This window comes from Gordonia sp. C13 (genome assembly GCF_023218005.1).
GTDB lineage: Bacteria > Actinomycetota > Actinomycetes > Mycobacteriales > Mycobacteriaceae > Gordonia > Gordonia namibiensis.
Window position 1 is genome coordinate 63,953 of record NZ_JALPSY010000020.1, and the last position, 19,827, is coordinate 83,779.

16 protein-coding genes and 2 pseudogenes are annotated in these 19,827 nt (G+C 64.8%); 16 read left to right on the forward strand and 2 right to left on the reverse strand.

Annotation, left to right across the window (positions count from 1 at the left end; translation table 11 throughout):
- Window position 1: 1 nt before the first annotated feature.
- Genes M1L58_RS15800 through M1L58_RS15830 form a run of 7 tightly spaced genes read left to right on the forward strand, consistent with a single transcriptional unit; the run spans window position 2 to window position 6,770 of the window.
- Window positions 2-1,216, forward strand: a complete 1,215-nt coding sequence (locus M1L58_RS15800) for a molybdopterin molybdotransferase MoeA (RefSeq protein WP_248659613.1) — start codon at window positions 2-4, stop codon at window positions 1,214-1,216.
- Window positions 1,204-1,704 (forward strand): molybdenum cofactor biosynthesis protein MoaE, encoded by a 501-nt coding sequence (locus tag M1L58_RS15805; RefSeq protein ID WP_248659614.1) that lies wholly within the window; start codon window positions 1,204-1,206, stop codon window positions 1,702-1,704. Before M1L58_RS15800 ends, M1L58_RS15805 begins: the two co-directional genes overlap by 13 nt.
- Window positions 1,697-2,704 (forward strand): LLM class flavin-dependent oxidoreductase, encoded by a 1,008-nt coding sequence (locus M1L58_RS15810; protein WP_248659615.1) that lies wholly within the window; start codon window positions 1,697-1,699, stop codon window positions 2,702-2,704. Before M1L58_RS15805 ends, M1L58_RS15810 begins: the two co-directional genes overlap by 8 nt.
- A gap of 30 nt (window positions 2,705-2,734) precedes the next feature.
- Window positions 2,735-3,064: a hypothetical protein gene (locus M1L58_RS15815; RefSeq protein ID WP_248659616.1), complete on the forward strand. Its 330-nt coding sequence runs from the start codon at window positions 2,735-2,737 to the stop codon at window positions 3,062-3,064.
- 13 nt (window positions 3,065-3,077) lie between these two features.
- On the forward strand, window positions 3,078-3,971 hold the full coding sequence (locus M1L58_RS15820) for an FAD binding domain-containing protein (RefSeq protein ID WP_248659617.1): 894 nt from the start codon (window positions 3,078-3,080) through the stop codon (window positions 3,969-3,971).
- Window positions 3,961-4,437: a (2Fe-2S)-binding protein gene (locus M1L58_RS15825; RefSeq protein WP_248659618.1), complete on the forward strand. Its 477-nt coding sequence runs from the start codon at window positions 3,961-3,963 to the stop codon at window positions 4,435-4,437. The genes M1L58_RS15820 and M1L58_RS15825 overlap by 11 nt, the downstream gene beginning before the upstream one ends.
- Window positions 4,434-6,770, forward strand: a complete 2,337-nt coding sequence (locus M1L58_RS15830) for a xanthine dehydrogenase family protein molybdopterin-binding subunit (protein WP_248659619.1) — start codon at window positions 4,434-4,436, stop codon at window positions 6,768-6,770. Before M1L58_RS15825 ends, M1L58_RS15830 begins: the two co-directional genes overlap by 4 nt.
- A 19-nt stretch (window positions 6,771-6,789) precedes the next feature.
- On the opposite strand, the gene M1L58_RS15835 is transcribed toward M1L58_RS15830, so the two are convergent.
- Both M1L58_RS15835 and M1L58_RS15840 read right to left on the reverse strand, forming a co-directional pair.
- On the reverse strand, window positions 6,790-8,181 hold the full coding sequence (locus M1L58_RS15835) for a hydantoinase/oxoprolinase N-terminal domain-containing protein (protein WP_248659620.1): 1,392 nt from the start codon (window positions 8,179-8,181) through the stop codon (window positions 6,790-6,792).
- Window positions 8,182-8,197: 16 nt separating this feature from the next.
- A complete protein-coding gene (locus M1L58_RS15840; protein ID WP_248659621.1) occupies window positions 8,198-9,253 on the reverse strand; it encodes a DUF917 domain-containing protein in 1,056 nt (351 codons plus the stop codon).
- A gap of 98 nt (window positions 9,254-9,351) precedes the next feature.
- On the opposite strand from M1L58_RS15840, the gene M1L58_RS15845 reads away from it, so the two are divergent.
- The 9 genes and pseudogenes from M1L58_RS15845 to M1L58_RS15885 form a co-directional block, all read left to right on the forward strand.
- The gene (locus M1L58_RS15845) at window positions 9,352-10,815 is read left to right on the forward strand and encodes a PucR family transcriptional regulator (RefSeq protein WP_248659622.1); all 1,464 of its coding nucleotides are present in this window, start codon (window positions 9,352-9,354) and stop codon (window positions 10,813-10,815) included.
- Between the two features lie 326 nt (window positions 10,816-11,141).
- Complete coding sequence (locus tag M1L58_RS15850; RefSeq protein ID WP_248659623.1) at window positions 11,142-12,032, forward strand: FAD binding domain-containing protein; 891 nt, start codon at window positions 11,142-11,144, stop codon at window positions 12,030-12,032.
- A gap of 41 nt (window positions 12,033-12,073) precedes the next feature.
- On the forward strand, window positions 12,074-12,577 hold the full coding sequence (locus M1L58_RS15855; protein WP_248659624.1) for a (2Fe-2S)-binding protein: 504 nt from the start codon (window positions 12,074-12,076) through the stop codon (window positions 12,575-12,577).
- 56 nt (window positions 12,578-12,633) lie between these two features.
- Window positions 12,634-15,018, forward strand: a complete 2,385-nt coding sequence (locus M1L58_RS15860; protein WP_248659625.1) for a xanthine dehydrogenase family protein molybdopterin-binding subunit — start codon at window positions 12,634-12,636, stop codon at window positions 15,016-15,018.
- A complete protein-coding gene (locus M1L58_RS15865) occupies window positions 15,009-15,953 on the forward strand; it encodes an AAA family ATPase (protein WP_248659626.1) in 945 nt (314 codons plus the stop codon). The genes M1L58_RS15860 and M1L58_RS15865 overlap by 10 nt, the downstream gene beginning before the upstream one ends.
- 76 nt (window positions 15,954-16,029) lie before the next feature.
- Window positions 16,030-17,148, forward strand: a complete 1,119-nt coding sequence (locus tag M1L58_RS15870; RefSeq protein WP_248659627.1) for a vWA domain-containing protein — start codon at window positions 16,030-16,032, stop codon at window positions 17,146-17,148.
- Window positions 17,141-18,256 carry an XdhC family protein gene (locus M1L58_RS15875; RefSeq protein WP_248659628.1) on the forward strand — a complete coding sequence of 372 codons (1,116 nt, stop codon included), beginning with the start codon at window positions 17,141-17,143 and terminating at the stop codon, window positions 18,254-18,256. Before M1L58_RS15870 ends, M1L58_RS15875 begins: the two co-directional genes overlap by 8 nt.
- A gap of 250 nt (window positions 18,257-18,506) precedes the next feature.
- Window positions 18,507-19,436: pseudogene (locus M1L58_RS15880) on the forward strand (IS30 family transposase); the annotation flags it as partial.
- 28 nt (window positions 19,437-19,464) lie between these two features.
- Window positions 19,465-19,812 (forward strand): annotated as a pseudogene (locus tag M1L58_RS15885) (integrase core domain-containing protein); the annotation flags it as partial.
- Window positions 19,813-19,827 lie beyond the last annotated feature (15 nt).

Here is a 19,827-nt window from a genome sequence, read left to right on the forward strand (position 1 = left end):
GATGACCAGTGCTGCCCTCCGTGACGACCATTCGGTGGTCCGCTACCACGAGTATTTGTCCGCCGTCGAGGCCGCCCTCGCAACGGCCTGCGAACGCGCATCGGCCCGGGTGGCTGTCGAGACGGCCCTGGGTCTGGTGCTCACCGCCGATGCCCGCGCCCGCGTAGACATTCCGGTATTCCGGAACTCTCAGATGGACGGGTACGCAGTCGATTCCGAGACCGTCTCGACAACGCCCATCGAACTGCCCATCGCCGGCGTGCTGCCCGCCGGCTGGAGCGGGGCACCGTGCCACACTGCTGGCGCGGCAGAACGCATCATGACCGGAGCGATGCTGCCGGACGGAGCCGATACGGTGATCCCGGTCGAAGAAACTGAACCAGCCGCCGAACCCGGGCGGGTGATCATCCGCGTCGCCAGACCGGCTGGTGCATTCGTGCGTGAAGCCGGATGCGATGTGATGGCCGGCGACGTCATGGTGTCGAACGGCACCCGACTCGAGCCACGTCACCTGGCAGCACTGGCCTGCGCCGGCGTCCACACAGTGCAGGTGCGGCCACGGCTGACGGTGGCCATCATCACCACCGGTGCAGAACTCGCCGCACCGGAGGGCGAATTGTCACCCGGCCAGATCTTCGACGGGAACTCGGTGGGGCTGCGGGCATGTGTCGAACGCGACGGTGCAGTCCTGGCGCTGGTGGAGCGGTGCTCCGACAATCCGCGTGAACTGCGGGGAACCTTGGAACGGGCCGCGGCGGCCGCGGATCTGGTCCTCACCTCGGGCGGTATCTCGGCTGGCGACTTTGAAGTGGTCCGAGAGGTACTGGGCAGCAGCGGTCGGTTCGGCCTCGTGGCCATGCAACCGGGTGGGCCGCAGGGACTGGCCAGCATCGACGGCACACCGGTGTTGTGTTTCCCCGGCAATCCGGTGAGCACTCTCGTGTCCTACGAAGTGTTCGCCAGCGCAGCTATTCGGCAGGACGCGGGTCTGCCACCTCGGGTGCGCGAGACCCGCCGGCTGACGCATGCGCTGACGTCCATTGCCGGGAAAAGGCAGTTCTTCCGCGGCGACTGCACACCGGATGGTGTCCGGGTGACCTCCGGTCCGGGCTCACATCTCATTTCGGCAATGGCGCAGTCGGATTCACTGGTGGTCGTCAACGAGGACACGAGCGCTCTCAGTGAAGGGGACGAGGTGCAGACATGGATACTGTGACATCGCCGGGTAGTCAGGCAACGGTGCTCGACGAACTGGCCGCGGAGCACCGGGCCGCGATCGCCGACCAGCAGATCGATGTTGCGGCACTCGAAGATTGGGTGCTGACCGACGACTGCGGTGCGCTGGCCACCTTCCGCGGGGTGGTGCGCAATCACGACGACGGTCAGCGTGTCGCTGCCCTGACGTATCAGGCACATCCCCAGGCGGAGCGTTTTCTGCAGCGACTGGTGGCCGCAGAGGCCACCGAACATCAGGTGCGTGTCGCCGCCGTGCACCGTCAGGGTGACCTGAGCATCGGCGATGTCGCTCTCGTCGTCTCCGTCGCGGCCGCCCATCGAAAGCAGGCGTTCGCCGCGTGCGGGCGCATCGTCGATCTGATCAAGGCCGAAGTGCCCATCTGGAAGCTGCAGCACTTCGAAAACCATGCGTCGGAATGGGTTTCCGCGTGTACCGCCACTGCCAACGAGGAGAGTCGCCATGACTGATCTGCCCAAGACCGCCACAGTGGGAGTTCTCCTGCCGACCACCACCAGGCCGGCAGACCTGGTGGACACCAGTGTGCTGGTGGAGAAATTGGGTTTCAGCGAGCTGTGGGTCGGCGAGGACTACTTTTACCTCGCCGGCCCCAGTAGCGCCGCGATCGCGCTGAGCGTCACCTCGAATATCACCGTCGGGATCGGGCTGGTCTCGGCGGTGGTTCGGCATCCCGCGGTGCTGGCGATGGAAATCTCGACCATCGCCGGAGCCTTTCCCGGCCGACTGGTGACCGGGATAGGTCATGGTGTGCCGGTCTGGACCAAACAGATGGGCCTGTACCCGAAGTCCCCGGTCACCGCGCTGAGCACCGTCATCGAAACCACCGGTCGGTTGCTGGCCGGCGAAACGCTGGCCATCGACGACGGGCCCTACTACTTCGACAATGTCTCGCTGGTGCATCCGCTGGCCGCAGACCAGTCGGCTCCACTCTACGCAGGCGTCGTGGGTCCGAAATCGCTGGAAATGTCCGGGCAGTCCGCGGATGGGACGATCATGTCCATGCTGGCCGGCCCCAAGTATCTGAGCTTCGTCCGGGAGAAGCTGGCCGAAGGGGCCGCCCGTACCGGACGGGACATCACCACCCACCAGATTCCGACGTTCGCCATCTATTCGGTGTCCGATGACCGCGAGGCGGCCCGTGCGGACGCCCGTCCGGTGGTGGCGCACTTTCTGGACGCGATCGGCCCCTCGGCGATGACCGACGTGTACGGCATCAACGATGACCTCAAAGAGATCCTCGCGCTCGATGACTCCGCGAAGATCGCCGCAGCTATTCCCGACGAATGGATCGACTACTTTGCGGTAGCCGGCACGCCCGCGGAGTGCATCGACAAGATCAGGGCGCTTCGTGACGCCGGAGCGACATCGGTGGTGCTAGCCCCCTACCCGGCCGAGAAGAGCGTCGCTGTCCTGGAGCAGACCGCTACGGACGTCCTGCCCCATCTCTGATCCACAGATCGGCAATCGAGAGGAAACACTATGAGCACCAAGCCAACTGAAATCGTCTTCTTCCTGACTGTGCTGCGGTCGGAAGATCTGCGCGTACAGTACGAGACCTGGGTGCGCGATGTCGACACACCGCTGGCACTGGCCCTCGACGGGGTCGAGTCCTATCGGGTGGTCCGACTGTCCGAGGCGGCGGTGATGGACGGAGTCGCGGTTCCGTCGTTGAGTTACCTCGAGATCATCGAAGTCTCCGATCTGGCGGCCTACCAGAAGGCGATCGCTGCCGCGCCGGCATCATTCTTCGAACAGTTCGACAGCTTCATCAAGACCTATCAGGCCGTCTCAGGCGTGGTCATCAACTAGCATGTCGGCGACGATGGCTTCTGACACATCGAAACCTCGAGTACATCACCCGGCAACGGTCGACGAAGCCATCGCGCTGTGCTGGGAATTGGACGGTCAGTACTTGGCCGGCGGCACCTGGATCATGCGTGGTATTGCCCGCGGACACGTCGCCCCTGCCTACATTGCGCTCGACGGCGTCGCGGCATTGGCCAGGTTCTCACAGGTCGCCGACGGTGACGAAGCCAAATTGTGGGTTGGGGCTCGGGTCACGCATGCGCGGCTCGCGGCCGATCTGGACCATCCGATCGGACGCATCCAGTTCGGCGCCCTGCAGCAGGCGGCGGCACAGTCGGCGTTTACCCAGGTTCGTAACGTAGCCACCATCGGTGGAAACGTCGCGGTACGTGGCTTCCCGGATGCGGATCTGGTGCCGGCATTGATCGCGCTGGACGCGGTGGTCGAGGTGGTGTCGGTGACCGACGGAAGCGTGCGGATGCCGGTTGCCGAGTACGTGTCCGAGCGGGGTCGTCTCGCACCGGAAGCGCTGGTGACCGGATTCGAGATACTCGCGCCGACGTACCAGCGATCTGGCTTCGCGCGTCTGACGGTCCGAAAGGGCGGCGAATATCCGATCGTCAATGCGGCGGCCATGATCGACGAGTCGGGTGTCCGGGCGCCCCGCCTGGTGATCGGTGCGGTCCAGGAACTGCCCGTGCGCTGCACAGAAGCCGAAGCGCTGCTGGGGCTGGGCCTACCGGATGAAGAGATGATCGTTGCGGCGGCCCGGCGGGCGGGGGCAGCGACCGTCGGCCGGCAGAGCCTGGAAGCCCCGGGCTGGTACCGCAGTGCGGTTGCACCGACCGCGGTGGCCGCCGCCCTGCGTGCCTGCCTGCCTGCGAACCGTGGGGAGAACCATGAACATTGAACTACAGGTCAACGGCTGCGCCGAGCAGGTCGATGTCGAACCTATGACGTCGCTGCTGATGGTGCTGCGCGACGTCCTGATGCTGCGCGGAGGCAAACTGGGCTGCGGCGAGGGACGGTGCGGTGCCTGCACGGTTCAACTGGACGGACAGGCGGTGCTCTCCTGCTTGGTACCCGTCGGGCTTGTCGCGGGCGAGTCGGTCGAGACCATCGAGGGGGTTGCCGACAATGACGGAACTCTGCACCCAATCCAACGAGCGCTGCTGGACAACGGCGGTGTGCAGTGCGGTGCCTGCACTCCCGGAATGGTGATGAGTCTGCGCGCACTGCTCACCTCGACGCCATCGCCGACCGAGGACGACGTTCGATCCGCAATCGGCGGGAATATTTGCCGCTGCACCGGGTATCAGGGAATCATCGAAGCAGCCATGCAGGTTGTGCGCGAGATGCGCGAGGAGCTGGCGTGACCATCGCACATTCACCCGAGGTCAACCCGTCCGGCAGGGTCATCGGCGTCAGCTCGGGCCGATCCGACGGTGTGGAGAAGGTCACCGGGCAGGCGGTGTACACCATGGACTTCGAGGAGGTCGGAACCCTGGTTGGCATGGTGCTGCGCTCCGACGTGGCCCGAGGTCGGGTTATCAAGCTGAATATCGAACCAGCACAACGAATCCCAGGAGTACGTGCGGTGGCCACGCACGTTGACATTCCGCATCTCTCGGGTATGTCGGTGGTGAAGGATCAGCCGACCTTCGCCTCGGACATGGTTCGTTACGTCGGCGAACCGCTCGCCGCAGTGGCCGCTGATACCGCGGACGTCGCGCGGCGGGCGCTGGCCGCGATCGAAGTCGAAATCGAAAAACTGCCCGCGGTAATCAGCATGGAGGAGGCGATTGCGCCAGATGCTCCGGATGTCCACGCAGACTGGCAAAGCTATGAGATCGCCATGGAAGCCGACTATCGCGGCGGAAATATCGTGTGGCAGAACGGGATATCCCGCGGCAGTGATGCCGAGTTCGCGCGTGCTTTCGAGACGGCAGATGCAATAGTCGAGGACTTCTTCCGGGTACCACGACAAAACCAGACACCCATCGAACCGCACGTCTCGATTGCGTCGTATCGCAACGGTCGTTATGTCGTGCACACGTCAACCCAGTTCCCCTACATGATCCGCGAGCGCACCGCCGAACTGCTCAATATCCCACCTTCGCAAGTGCGCGTGGTGGTTCCCACTGTGGGTGGCGGTTTCGGCGGCAAGCTCGATGCCATTCTGGAGCCGATCGCGTGCGTGCTTGCCCGCAAGTCGCGGCGGCCGGTGAAGATACTCAACACCCGCGAGGAGGAGTTCGCCACCACCGGGTGCCGGGAGAACGCCACGGTGTCCCTGCGCACAGCCGTTTCCAGCGATGGGCGGATCCTCGCGCAATCAGCGGACGTCCGCTCAGACAACGGCGCGTACTCGTCAGGGGAGACGGTGGTGTGCGCCGGGATCGCCACTCTTGCGCTGGGCTGCACCTACCGAATTCCGCTGGCTCGGTACACCAGCAAGGTCATCTACACCAATACGCCGCCGACGGCCGCGTTTCGCGGGGTCAACGGCCCCTATTGCGTGTTCGCCGTGGAGAACCACATCGAACACATTGCCCGGACAATCGGCATGGACCGGCGTGAATTCCGGCTGCGAAATGTCCTGCGCAAGGGCGATGCGATGGTCAACGGGCAGATCCTCGATGACGCCTGTCTGGTGGAAGCGTTGGAGTCGGTAGAACGGCGAGCCACCTGGACGTCGAGTCAATCCCCGTGTCCGCCGGGAAAACTCCGAGGCAAGGCGCTGGTCCCACTGTCCTGGCTCACCAACGCCGGGCCATCGGAAGCTTCCGTGCATCTGACCGAGGACGGATCGATCATGGTGATGAGCGCCGCGACCGAGATAGGTACCGGTGCCGTCACCACGGGTATCCGGCAGATTGTCGCGGAGGCGTTGGGAACCACGGTCGATCAGGTCCGTATCTCCGCCCCGGACACCGACGGTGGTGGATTCGACAACGGCGCCCAGGGCAGCCGAACCACCTTCGGCGCCGGTGCCGCGTCCAAGCGTGCGGCACTGGTGGTGCGGGAACAAATCCTGCGGGCCGCAGCCGAGATGCTCGACTGCAGTCTCGATGCCATCGAACTCTCCGGTGGGAGAGCGGTTTCGGACACCGGAACGTCGGTGTCGTTCGAGCAGATCTCCCGCGGCTCGCTCTGGAAGACCGGACCGATCTCGGGGACCGGGAGTTTCGTGGCGAGCCCCGCCAAGTACGCCGAGGCGACGGTGACCGGGGCCATGGTGACGGGCTTGGTGGGGGTGTCTTACCACGCGCATTACGCCGAGGTCGAAGTCGACACCGCAACCGGCACCGTCGAGATCCTGCGGTACGTGGTTGCCCAAGATGTCGGCCGGGCGATCAACCCGGCGATGATCCGCGGCCAGGTCCGCGGCGCCGTCACCCAGGGTGTGGGCTACGCGCTCTTCGAAGAAGTGCGGGTGGACCAGAGCGGACATGTCCTGGACACCGGGTTCGAGAGTTACCGTGTTCCGACCGCATGGGACATTCCCGCGATCGATCTGGAGATTCTGGAGAGTCCCAGTGCCGAAGGCCCATTCGGGGCCAAGGGGGTGGCCGAGCCGCCCATCGTCCCGGTGGCTGCGGTGTTGTGTGCGGCGGTCTCCGATGCCATCGGTCAGGCGATCACCGAACTCCCGGTGACACCCTTCCGGGTGCTGGAAGCTATTCTTGCTGCGGGCCAAGGAGATTGAGTGTGCGGGAAGACCCGCACTAGTTCATCGGCATGCCGGCAACCCTGACTCGAACGTGGACGGCCGGTTCCCGCAGGTATGCCAGCGGCACCTCCTCGACGTCGATGACCTGAAGGGCGTCCGGGGCGGCGCCCGCGAGGATGGCCCGGGCCCGCGCATCCGAGGTCAGGGCCTCCACGTCGCGCTTCACCGATCCGGGCTGGCCTTTGCAGATGCGCTCCGCGGAGCCGCCGACCGGGGCCACCGCGGCGCCCACCGCGTTGGCGAGATCGGCGTACGGGGGCCGGATCACCGTGTCCACGCCGTCGATGTCGTCCGGAATCACCGCGGCGTGGCTGCCGATCGCCACCAGCGGCAGGTGATCGGTCCGCTGACTCACACGCAGCAGTGATGCGCTGATGGCATCCGGTTCGTGGATCGGCAGGGTCAATGTTTCCGGCGTCCTGAACTTGGTGAGTACGCCCTGGACAAGATGACGCTGCAACGATTCCCGGGGGTAACCGTTGACCAGGTGGGCGAGCGTGATCGACGTGTCGTTCACCTGCGCGACATCGGCGTCGCGCAGGCCGCACAGATGCGCCGCGCCGCGGACACAATCGGCGATCCCAGAGCCGATCTGAAACACCGGAAACCGCTCGGCGTACTCGGCCAGCCGCTGAGTGCCGTCGTTCTGGGTGAAGTAGCATTCGGCGCCGGACAAATCAGAGTGGGCCACCGCCGCGCGAAGCTGATGGGAGGGCCGTGCCGCCGACTGCCGCAGGGCCGCATTCAAGATGGTGGCGTTCTCGCGTTCGACGAGGCCGAGGGTGCTGATCTGATGGCTGAGGGTAATGGGGACCGTACCGGACACAGAGGCGATGAGGCGTGCGGCGGTGATTTCGTCCCCGGGGTCGACAGGGGAGAAGACCGAGGTGATGGCGATAGCGTCGGCGGATCGGGCTACGGTTTCGGCGAATTCGATGACCGCTTTCTCATCGAGCGGTGCGACCCGTGCACCGCTGAACTCGACGCCGCCGGCGACCAGCGCCGAACCTGCGTCGACGGCGTCGCGCAGCTGGGGTGCCCACGTCGCCAGGGGCGGGATGGCACTCGTCAACGGTGCGCCGATGCGCAGCGAAGCCACCCTGCCCAGTCGCCCCGCACTCACCATCGAATCGGTCGAATCCTGGGCGGTCAACGTCACCGCGGAAACCGTGGAAAACGCGAAAGTGCTTGCCGTGTTGCGCAACTGGGCCAGAATAGTGCCGATATCGCGGCCCAGGTGGCCGGTGCGTCCGGAATGTGCGGAGCCTCGGATGTGCCCGCTGCGGTCGAGTAACACGGCAGTGAGACGATCGGTGTCGGCGTGTAGGCCGATCCGGGCGCCGTCAGCACGCGCCCGCCCGGGCGGCGCGACGTGGCGATCGTCCACCGGCGAAGAAGCGGATCTAGTCATCGATGATGCCGCCGTATCCGAAAGAGGCAGGGCCGACCACGGCCAGGCCATCCGCCGTGGCCCAGATTGTCGGCGCCGGCAACACCACGATCCCGATGCGCTGCCCGCAACGGAGGTTTTCGGTACCGACGGGGACGCCGGTGCTGAGATCGATGACGGCGATGATGTCCGGAACGCTTGCCACCACCTCGCCGTCTTCGATGGCCAGGAGATACTCGTTTTGCAGTTCGAGCCGAACATGCCGGGCCTCGGACAGACCGGACGCCGGTGATTCGACAATGGCGTGCCCGCGGGCGAACTTCTCGCCGGCACCCCATTCCAGCTCAGACACGGTGCCCTCAATGAGAAGTCTTCCGTCCATCGTGTCGGCGAGCGCCTGGCACCAGTGACTCGATCGGGAGGTGATGACGGTGCCGACCGCGATGGCCTTGCTGACCGATCCGGAAATCACCGCAGATCGAGCGGTGGACCCGGTCATGACGTATAGGGCGCCCGCGCTGGTGCCGCCCAACGAAGCGGTGGCATCGCGGGCCATACGTTCGGCGCCGCGCGCGCTACCGGTCAGCACGACGATGTCGTTGCCGTTACCGTCGGTGAGAACCAGCGGGCATGCCGGGACACCGGCCAGGTGCATGGACTGCTGCTGCATCTCCGGGAATGCGCGGCCCATACCGTCGGCATCGAGCAGTGGGAGCCGTTGATGTGCGGCCCACATCGCCGGCAGAAGCCCGTTGACGCCGGCAATCTCGTAGCACATCAGGACGTTGATATCGCCGTCATGCAGCCGGTTCATGATGGTTGCCAGTCGATCTCCCTCGGTGCCGTTCCATAGCCGCTCGCGGGCCAGCGTCGGTGACCCGATCAGGCCGCAGGGCATCACCAGGTCGTCGTCCCCGAGATCGACGACGTCGATGATCTCCACCGCACCGAATGATTCGATGGCCAACCGCACCATCGCCATGCCGATGTCGGCCTCGCCGCCGCCGCCGGTGCTCAGGACTCCGCACCCGACTGCATAGGCGTCGAGATTGTGGGAATCGAGGTGCACAAAGACAAAAGTAACAAGGATTTATCCTGGGGCATTGGGCGGAAGTGACGAAGAGATGGAAATCTCTTGTGCGGGATGTAAAGCGCCGGGAGGCAGTCTTGAACACGTTGGAAGCTGTCCTGGCGTTTCCGGCGCTCGAACTGGATCGACTCACATCGATCGGCCAAAGGACCGCCCATGTCGAGAAAATCCTGCTCGCATCGCGCGCCGAGGAGCTGCAGGCGCCTGGGCAGGCCGTTGTCGTTCTGACTGACGCGAGCGCACGTATCCGCTCCTACGAGTTCGACGTCGATGTCCGGGTGGCGGCATCCCGCGGCGTGCTCGCCGTCGTGATCGCCGATCCCGACGCCCCGCATCCGTCGGCGACATCGATCAAAGCGGCGGAACGATACGGAATTACGTTGCTGCAGAATCGATCCCGAAGCAACGTGGCTGAACTGATCTGTCTGCTCGACCTGGCCCGCCGCGGCGGTGCGGAGCGGACGTTGAACAACGTGCTCGCGGCGGTCGATGTGCTGAGGATGGGCACCGGAGGCAACGCTGAGCACATGGTTGCCTCGGTGGGGCGCGCACTCGGTGTCGACATGTACGTATCGACCGAGGTCGCCGACGAGCTGGCGTTCCAGATCGACCGCGAAGCAGACGGTAAAGAGTGGGTCGTGATCGGCCATTCTCCGGACTACTCCCTGGCGGCGCTTGCGTCCCTGGGCCGGTTGACCGCCGCGGCGGTCGAACTCGACCGAATCACCGGCAGGCGGGCCCGCGAGCTGCCCATCCGGTCGCGGGCCGAGGTTCTCTCCGAGTTGTTGGACAGCTCGAAATCGGGCCGCTCCGACCTGCTGCGGCGGGCACGTACATTGGGCCTGCCGGTCGACGGCTGGCACCTGGCCGCTCGTGTGGAGGTGCCCGAGGACGAGGACCAGGGCGAGCTCAAGGCTTTTTCCGCTCGTGAAGAACTCTCGGAATCCATTCTGGAAAACTTGAAGAGTAGCGGCACCTGGCATGTGGCGCGCGCCGAAGGCGCGCTCCTGTTTGTCCGGATGTATCGCCACGACCCGGGGACCGACGCCGGCCCGGCCGCGATCGCCGCGGTGCAGAAGGCATTACATGCGTTGCCGGCAGCGGCGGTGGTGTACTGCGGTGTCGGCTCGATACACAGCGGGCCGACCGGCCTGATCAGCTCTGTTGCCGAAGCCCGCGCCGCGGCTGCGGCCATGCGCACCCGGCGCCGGCCGCGTCATGCGGCCGCATTCGACAGCCTGGGGGTGCGGCGGACCGTCATCGAGTGGTATGCCTCCCAAGCCGCCCGCAATGTCGTGGATACGGTGTTGGCGCCCTTGGATGAGATGGGGTCGGATAAGGCCCCGCTGGCAATCCGGACCCTGCAGGCCTACCTCGACAACCATGGTTCGCTGTCCCGCGCCGCAGAGGAACTGCATCTGCACCGCAATTCGGTCGCCTATCGGATCGAGCGGATCTTCGCCGCGCTCGACGTCGAGCCGGACAATCCCGATGACTGGCTGCTTCTCCAGCTAGCCTGCCGAGCAAGGGCATTCGCCTAACCTGGTCAACTCACCGGCACGGTGTCGATGCTGGGGACATCTCCACTACCCGTGTCGACCGGATACGGTGAATCCGACCATCCGGTAGCCGGTTACGCCGCTGTGTCCTATGTCGCAGCCGGACGGTAGTTCACGCGCCCGAAACAGTGAGGAAACAGCGCTGTTCGACAGCGCAATAGGCTCTGTGCACATCGGCTAAGACCTTCGGCTTGTTCGTCGGTTGTTCCAAGTAGTTGCTCGCCGACGGGATCTATCTTTCTCGATAAGCAGTCCGCCCAGCCGCCGGGTTGCCAACGAGGACCTGTTACCGACAAGGAAATCTCGCAATGAAAACTTCGAAGTTCTCGATTCACCAGTGCCGCAGCGTCGTTGAGGCGTGTGATCTGCTCTCCCGACTGGACGACGTCAAGATTCTCGCCGGTGGGCAGTCGCTGGTTCCGCTGATGAATCAGCGGATCGTCAGCCCGTCGAACCTGGTGGATATCAACAATGTCTCCGGCCTCAACCAGGTCACCGTCACCGAGAGCGGCGTCACCATCGGTGCCACCGTGCGGCAGTCGGCGGTGGAGAAATCTGCCGACGTGCGGTCCCAGCTCCCGGTGATCGGCGCAGCACTCGCACACGTCGGACATCCCCAGATCCGTAACCGTGGGACCGTCGTCGGGAGCATCTGCCACGCCGAGGCAAGCGCCGAGGTGCCGGCCGTCCTGTCGGCGCTCGGTGGCAAGATCACCGTGTCCGGCGCTTCCGGCGAACGCGACATCGACGTCGCCGACTTTTACCGAGCATCCGAGGCCGCGCCGCTGGCCGCCGACGAACTCGCCACGGCCGTGACGTTTGACGCGTTGGGTGCGGACACCGGATGGTCATTTCAGGAGGTCACCCGACGCAAGTTCGGGGTGGCGATTGTCGGTGTAGTGACCGTGGTGACGGTGACCGACGGCACCATCAGCAACGCACGAATCGCCGTACACGGCGCCGGTACCGTCAACCGGCGGGTCGCGGAGTTCGAAGCGGCGCTGATCGGCGCGGACTCGACCGCCATCGACCGAAGTGGGGAAGCGATCCTGGATCTGCTGGCCCCCACGGCATTGTCGTTCGCGTCCGACTTCCACGCCAGCGCAGGCTACCGGCGGGTCGCGGCCCGGCAACTGGTGGCCAAAGGCATCCGAACCGCGGTGCGTCGCGCCGCCGCCGCCTCGCCCGTGGCCGCTTGATCACCTGAATCCGCTGCCCAACAAATGATCTGGAGAAAGCCATGGCCCAACCCACCAGCGATCTGCAAATCGTCAGCCTGTCCGTCAACGGCCAGCCGAAGACCTTCCTCGCCGAGTCCCGCCGCACCCTGGCCGACGCGCTCCGCCACGACCTTGATCTCACTGGAACCAAGCTCGGTTGTGAGCACGGGGTCTGCGGGTCCTGCACCGTGTTGCTCGACGGCGCCGCTGTTCGCTCCTGCCTGATGTTCGCGGTGCAGGCAAGTGGATCGGAGGTCACCACGGTCGAAGGCCTCGCCGAAGACGGTGAGCTCGACAGCATCCAGCGGGCATTCACCGAAAACCACGGTGTCCAGTGCGGATTCTGCACCGCCGGCATGTTGATCACCACGCACGCACTCCTGGCCGAGAACCCCCAGCCCACCGAAGCAGAGGTGCGTGACGGTCTGAACGGGAACCTGTGCCGGTGTACTGGATACCAGAACATCGTCAAATCGGTACTGGCGGCGGCGGATGCGAAATCCACCGATCGCCGTGCTGGATAGCCCACCTGAGAATCCTGCGAACCCCCAAGCCGAACAGCCTTGACGAAGGACACCCCGTGACGCAAACGATCAAAGAAACAGACCCTGCACTGACGATCCGCCGCGACAAGTGGATCGGTCGCCGGACGCAGCGAGTCGAGGACAAGCGCTACCTCACCGGCACCGCCGAATACGTCGCCGACCTCAAGATACCGGGAATGCTGTATGCGATCTATGTGCGGTCGCCCTACCCGCATGCACGAATCATCAAGGTGGACAAGTCGGTAGCCGAACAAATCCACGCCTCGGTGCGGGTGTTTAGTGGGGCGGACTTCACCGATGTCGAGCCGCTGATCGACCATGTCGTGCTGGACGATCTGCTGCGAACGCCGCAGCACGTGGTGGTGCGCGACAAAGCCCGGTTCGTCGGTGATGCCGTGGCCATCGTGGTCGCCGAAACGGATCTGATCGCCGCCGACGCCGCGGCCGCGCTGGCCGCTGCGATCGAGTACGAGGTGCTGGAGCCGGTGCTCGAGGTCGCCGGGGATACACAGACCTCCCCGACGATCCACGATGACCTGGGCACCAACGAGATCTACCGTAAGACCGAACGGCACGGCGACAGCGAAGCATCCTTCGCCAAGGCAGATCTGGTGGTGACTTCGACCCTGCACCACAACCGCTACGGCGCGGCACCGATGGAAACCCGGGGCGTGTTGGCCAACTTCGAGCGCGCGGAAAACCAGCTGACGGTGTGGTCTTCGACGCAGATGCCGCACTTCCTGCGCTCGGTGATCGCCGGACAGCTGGGTATGTCCGAGAACCGGATCCGAGTGATTGCACCCCAGGTGGGCGGCGGCTTCGGACAGAAGATGGCCACCTCTCCGGAAGAGATCGCCATCCCCTACGTGGCTTGGGTGCTGGGTAAGCCGGTCCGGTGGATCGAGGATCGTCGGGAACACCTCATTGCCGCAACGCAGGCAAAGGAGCAGTTCATCAGGTTGGAAGCTGCCGTCACCAAGGAGGGCCGGATTCTCGCCGTGCGCGGCGAGTTCGTCGGCGACGGTGGTGGATATTCCTTCAACACCGAGAGCGCACTCATCGAGCCGGCACTGGCCGGGAAAGCCTTTCCCGGTCCGTACCGACTGGAGGCTTTCGACGAGACGGTCGCGGCCTCGCTGACCAACAAATCGCCGGTCGCCGCCTACCGGGGAGTTGGATGGACGGCGGCCAACACCGCGCGGGAAATTCTGGTCGACGACATCGCTCGTAAGCTAGGCATGGACCCGGTGGAGATCCGCCGGATCAACCTGTTGCACGGCGAAGAACTGCCCTACCGCTCGACAACCGGTCAGCTCTACGACAGCGGCAGCTACCACGAGTCCCTCGACATGGCGGTGGACAAGATCGGTTACGAGGACTTCCGCGAGCGCCAGGCTGAACTGCGGAAGGACGGCCGCTACATCGGTATCGGAATCAGTTCTTACGTCGAGCAGACCGCCTGGGGCAGTGAGTCATCGGCGCAGGCGGGGACACCGCTGCCCTCGCACGACAACGCCACCGTCACCATGGATCCCAGCGGGACAGTTCTGATCGCGGTGAGTACGTCCTGCCACGGCCAGGGGCATGAAACCTCCTACGCGCAGATCGCCGCTGACGGTCTCGGAATCGACATTGCCGATATCAAGGTCATCGACGGTGATACCGAGAGCTCGCCGTACGGGTTGGGCACGTACGCCAGCCGCAGCGCGGTGATCGGTGGTGCCTGCGTGGCGCGGGCGGCCGCGGATGTGCGGGCGCAGATCCTGCGCGCGGCGGCGAACATGATGGAGGTCAACCCGGAGGATCTGACCATTGTCGACGGTGAGGCGCAGGTTATCGGCGCCCCGAGTGTGTCCAGGCCGCTGTCCGAGGTGGCTTATGCGGCCCACTGGGATGCCGAGGTCCGCTCCGAGAATCCGATGCTGACTTCGACCAAGTTTTATGATCCGCCGGCGACCTACGCCAATGGCTGTGTCGCAATCGAACTCGAAGTTGACATCGATACGGGCCAGATCCAGCTTCAGCGGATCGTCGCGATTGAAGACTGCGGTATGCAGATCAACCCGATGATCGTCGAAGCGCAGGTTCATGGCGCAATAGCCCAGGGTGTCGGCGGCGCCCTCTACGAGCACTTCAAGTTCGCCAAGGACGGTACGCCGCTGTCCACGTCGTACCTGGAGTACCAGATTCCGTCGGCAGCGGACATGCCGCCGATCGAGGTGCACAGCATCGAGACACCATCGCCCTTCAGTGTCGGCGGCATCAAGGGGATGGGTGAGGGTGGTCAGATCTCTGCGCCCGCCGCGGTGGCCAACGCCGTTGCCAACGCATTGGAGCCGTTCGGCGTGACGGTGACAAAGTTGCCGCTCGACCCGGATTATGTGCTGAGCTTGATCCACGGAGTAGACGGATGGGACTAGCGGGCGGCTTTGCGGATGGCTTCACCTCGCCGGACGTGGTGGCCGACGCGCTGCGTGAAGTGGGGTACCTTGCGGATGAATCGGTGGCTGCGGCAGCCTTTCTCGCCTTACGCCTGAACCGTCCACTGTTCTGTGAGGGAGAACCGGGAACCGGGAAGACGGCACTGGCGCAGTCGTTGTCCAAGGCGCTCGATTGCCCGCTGATCCGACTTCAATGTCACGAGGGCATCGACGCGAGCGCAGCCCTGTACGACTGGGACTTTCCCCGCCAGTTGATGCATCTGCGCGCGGTGGAGGCCGCCGGCGCGGTCAACGGAGAGCGTCTGGACAGCAGCGCCGTCGAGTCATCGCTCTACAGTGAACGGTTCCTGCTCGCCCGGCCGATCCTCAAGGCGCTGCAAACATCACCGTCGGTATTGCTGATCGACGAGATCGACCGTGCCGACGACGAGTTCGAGGCTTTCCTGCTCGAAGTGCTCACCGACTACACGATCTCGATTCCCGAGCTGGGTGAGTTCATCGCCCAGCGGCCGCCCATCGTGATTCTGACCTCCAACCGAACGCGAGAAGTGCATGACGCACTCAAACGGCGGTGTTTGTATCTGTGGCTGGATCACCCTGATGCCGTTCGGCAGGTGGAGATCCTGCGTAGCGCTCTCCCTGAGGTCTCCGAGCGGTTGACCAGGGATGTGGCAGCCGCGGTGACGCGTTTGCGGTCAGCCGGGCTGATCAAGCCGCCAGGCACCGCAGAAGCTCTGGACTGGGCCCAGGCGCTGCACGTGATCGGCTCGACCACACTGGATCTCAACAGTGCCACCGCGACCATGGGTGCGGCACTTAAGTATCGCGAAGATGCAGAAACGGCCTTGCAGACCTTACGGGAATGGCTCTTCGCCGATGTCGCTCAGGGTTATGAACCCAGCGCCATCTCCTAGTCCCCCAGCAGACCAACCACCCACAGGGCTGCAGTACAAGGCACGAACCGATGCTCAGGCCCGGGTCGACGCGGCGTTGATCGCGAAGACCGCGGGCGGACCGGTCGAGGCGTTGGTGGGGTTCACCGAGGTGCTCAGGCATGCCGGGCTGAACGTTGACGCGGACAAAGTGGCAACCTTCGTGGCCGGGTCACAGCTGCTCGATCCCACCGACATGCGATCGGTGTACCACGCGGGCAGGGTGGCGCTGTGTACGGATCCCGAAGACTATCCGTTGTACGACTTGGCGTTTGCCACATGGTTCGACCCGGACATCGTGGCACGGACACCGTCGAACCTGAATTCCGCGGAAGTCGCACCGCACACCGGACTGGACTCCGGCGCGGACGGCAACGACGGAAGGTCCCAGGCCGTCAACGAAGTTTTCCTGGCCGCATCGGCCCGGGAAGTACTGAGGAACAGGGATTTTCAGCATGTTGGCGCCGCCGAACGGAGTCGGTTGTATCGAATGCTGGGACAACTGCGCGTGCGTCCGCCACTGCGGGTCTCCCGGCGGCTGGCTTCGGGTAAGGCGGGACATCCGGACTGGCGGTTGATACTGCGCGATGCCGGCAGGCACGACGGCGAGGTGACGCGCCTGCGGTGGCGCAAACGTGTTGCCCGGCCGCGTCGGGTGGTTGTTCTGGTGGATGTCTCCGGCTCCATGAAGATGTACTCCGAGGTGCTGCTCCGGTGCTGGCACAGCTACCTCCAGGCCAACACCGGTGACACCGAAGTTTTCGCCCTGGCCACCCGATTGACCAGGCTCAGTGGGGCGTTCGCCAACCGCGACCCGGACGTGGCGATGCGGTCCGCGCACAAGCTGATCGTGGATCGTGACGGCGGCACGCGTCTCGGTGAGATGCTCGAGCAGTTCGTCAACGAATGGGGTCGGCGCGGGATGGCGCGGCAGGCGGTGGTGGTGGTCTGCTCCGATGGCTGGGAGCGCGGGGATGCCACCCAACTCGGAGAACAGATCCACAAACTCTCGCTGCTTGCTCATCGGGTGTTCTGGCTCAGCCCACACGCCGGCAAGGATGGTTACCAGCCGATCCAAAGCGGAATAGCCGCGGTGCTGCCGCATTTGGACAAACTCGTGGCCGGACACAGCCTGCTGGCCCTCGAACAGCTTGTGAAGGAGATCGCCGATGCTTGAGCTTCTGTCCCAGCTGCCCGGACTGCGCAGGGACGCAGCACCGGTGGCGGTCGCGACGGTGGTGTCGACGTTTCGGTCGGCGCCTAGGCCCGCGGGAGCGACGATGGTGGTCACCAGCAGCGGTGAAGTCATCGGCAGTGTGTCGGGTGGATGTGTTGAAGGTGCGGTGTACGAGCTGGGCAAGGAAGTCCTGGAGACCGGTCGGCCCGCGCTGCAACGCTACGGGTTCAGCGATGACGACGCTTTCGCCGTCGGCCTGACCTGCGGTGGAATTCTCGACGTCTATGTCCAGTGTTGCGAAAGTTCGGATCTCGAGGAGATCGAACAGCTGGGGGCCGCGGCGGCCACCGGAGTGCGCTGCGGTGTCGCGACGGTGATCCGCGGTCCAGAGCACGTGTTCGGGCAGTGGATCCTGATCGGTGTCGACTCGACGCGGACGCTCGCCGATGCCGAGCTGGAGCGTGCGGTACGCCGAGACGCGGCCGGATTGGTGGCCAGTGGTAAAAGCCGGGTCCTCAAATACACAGGCGAAAGTTTCTGCGTCGGAGACGATATCGGGGTGTTTGTGGAATCGTTTAGCCCCAAGCCCCGGATGATCGTGTTCGGCGCCATCGATTTCGCGGCGGCGGTTTCGGAGATCGGAAAGTTCCTCAATTATCATGTGACCGTGTGTGATGCCCGGCCGGTATTCACCACGACGAGCCGTTTTGCTGCAGCCGATGACGTGGTGGTGGACTGGCCGCACCGCTACCTGGCAGCTGAGGCAGCGGCCGGACGGATCGACGGGCGGACCGCGATCTGCGTGCTGACCCACGACCCCAAGTTCGACGTGCCGGTACTCGAGGTTGCGCTTCGGCTGCCGGAAATCGACTACATCGGTGTCATGGGGTCACGGCGCACCCACACCGACCGGCTGGAGCGACTGCGCGAGGTCGGCCTCACCGATGCTGAGCTGAGCCGGATGTGCTCCCCGGTGGGGCTCGACCTCGGTGGGTCCACTCCAGAGCATGCGGCCGTCTCGATCGCCGCGGAGATCCTGCTGCGGCAGTCCGGACGCTCGGGGCTGCCGCTGGGGCGCACCCGGGGTCCCATCCATGCCGTGGGTTGACCGACCGCGCCGACTGACACGCGCTGGGACTTCCGGAGCGTGTCACAGAACTGTGTATGTCGATGCTCATGGTGGCTTCGTTCTTGGGGGCAGGGGAGGACATCGCCCCTGCTGGGCGAGACTCAGGTGTGAGGCTGCGTACGGCGTTGTCGCAGTTCACGATTAATGGACAGATGGGCAACTACACGCGGTGTCGATCAGCTGGGCCGCTGCCGCCCGGGCGTGCACCATCGGTGCGGTGTCGTTCAGTGTGGTAGACAACGACAGGTTGCGTGAGTATGTGCAGGAGCGGCTCTCCGGGGCCGTCCGCCGGCCCGACGGCACCGCCGTCGCAGGCCCCGACACGCCCGCGTGGAAAGGACTGAACAAGCCGCATCGGCAGGACCGACGGTGGGCGACGGCATGGAGCCCGCAGCAGATCTCGCACCGGCTGAAAGTTGATTTCCCGGAGGATGAGTCCATGCGCATCAGTCACGAGGCGATCTACCAATCGTTGTACATCGAAGGTCGAGGCGCCCTGAAACGGGAGTTGGTCACATGCCTGCGCACCGGCCGGGCACTGCGGGTGCCCCGTAGCCGATCGCAGAACAAGCCGCAGGGACATGTCACCGCGGACGTGGTGATCAGCGAACGCCCCGCCGAAGCCGAAGACCGTGCTGTCCCAGGGCATTGGGAAGGCGACTTGATCATCGGGACCGGCCGGTCCGCGATCGGCACGCTCGTCGAGCGCAGCAGCCGCTCCACGATCCTGGTGCACCTGCCTCGATTGGAGGGGTGGGGCGAGAGGCCGCCTGTGAAGAACGGTCCGTCCCTCGGTGGCTACGGCGCCGTCGCGATGAACGCCGCGCTGACGACATCGATGACCACGCTTCCCGAGCAGCTCCGCAAGACCTTGACCTGGGACCGCGGAAAGGAGCTGTCCGGTCATGCCCGGTTCGCTCTCGAGACCGGCACCACGAGAGTGTTCTTCGCCGACCCGCACTCGCCCTGGCAACGACCGACGAACGAGAACACGAACGGCCTGCTGCGCCAGTATTTCCCGAAGGGAACCGATCTGTCCCGGTGGTCCGCCGAGGACCTCGAGGCCGTCGCTCTGGCGATCAACAACAGGCCACGCAAGGTCCTCGGCTGGCGAACCCCGGCCGAGGTCTTCGCCGAGCAGCTACGCTCCCTGCAGTAGCCCGGTGTTGCATCGACCGGTTGAACTCGCCCAGTATCGAGCCATCCGTTACACCGAACGCCTCGCCGAAGCCGATGCGGTGACTTCGGTTGGCTCCAAGGGCGATTCGTACGACAATGCGATGGCCGAGGCGTTCAACTCGCTGTTCAAGGCCGAATGCATCCGCAACCCAATAATGCGCCCTCGAGGTGGCTGGGGCGGTGTCGGCGAGGTCGAGATCGCCGTCGCCGAGTACATCGACTGGTTCAATCACCGCCGCCTGCACGGCGAGATCGGACACGTCCCACCCGTCGAGTACGAGACCACCTACTGGTCGACCCACACAGTCACCAGCTACCGTGAAAACCCGGTCCCGGCAACCGCTGGAACCAACTAACCGAGCCTCCAACAA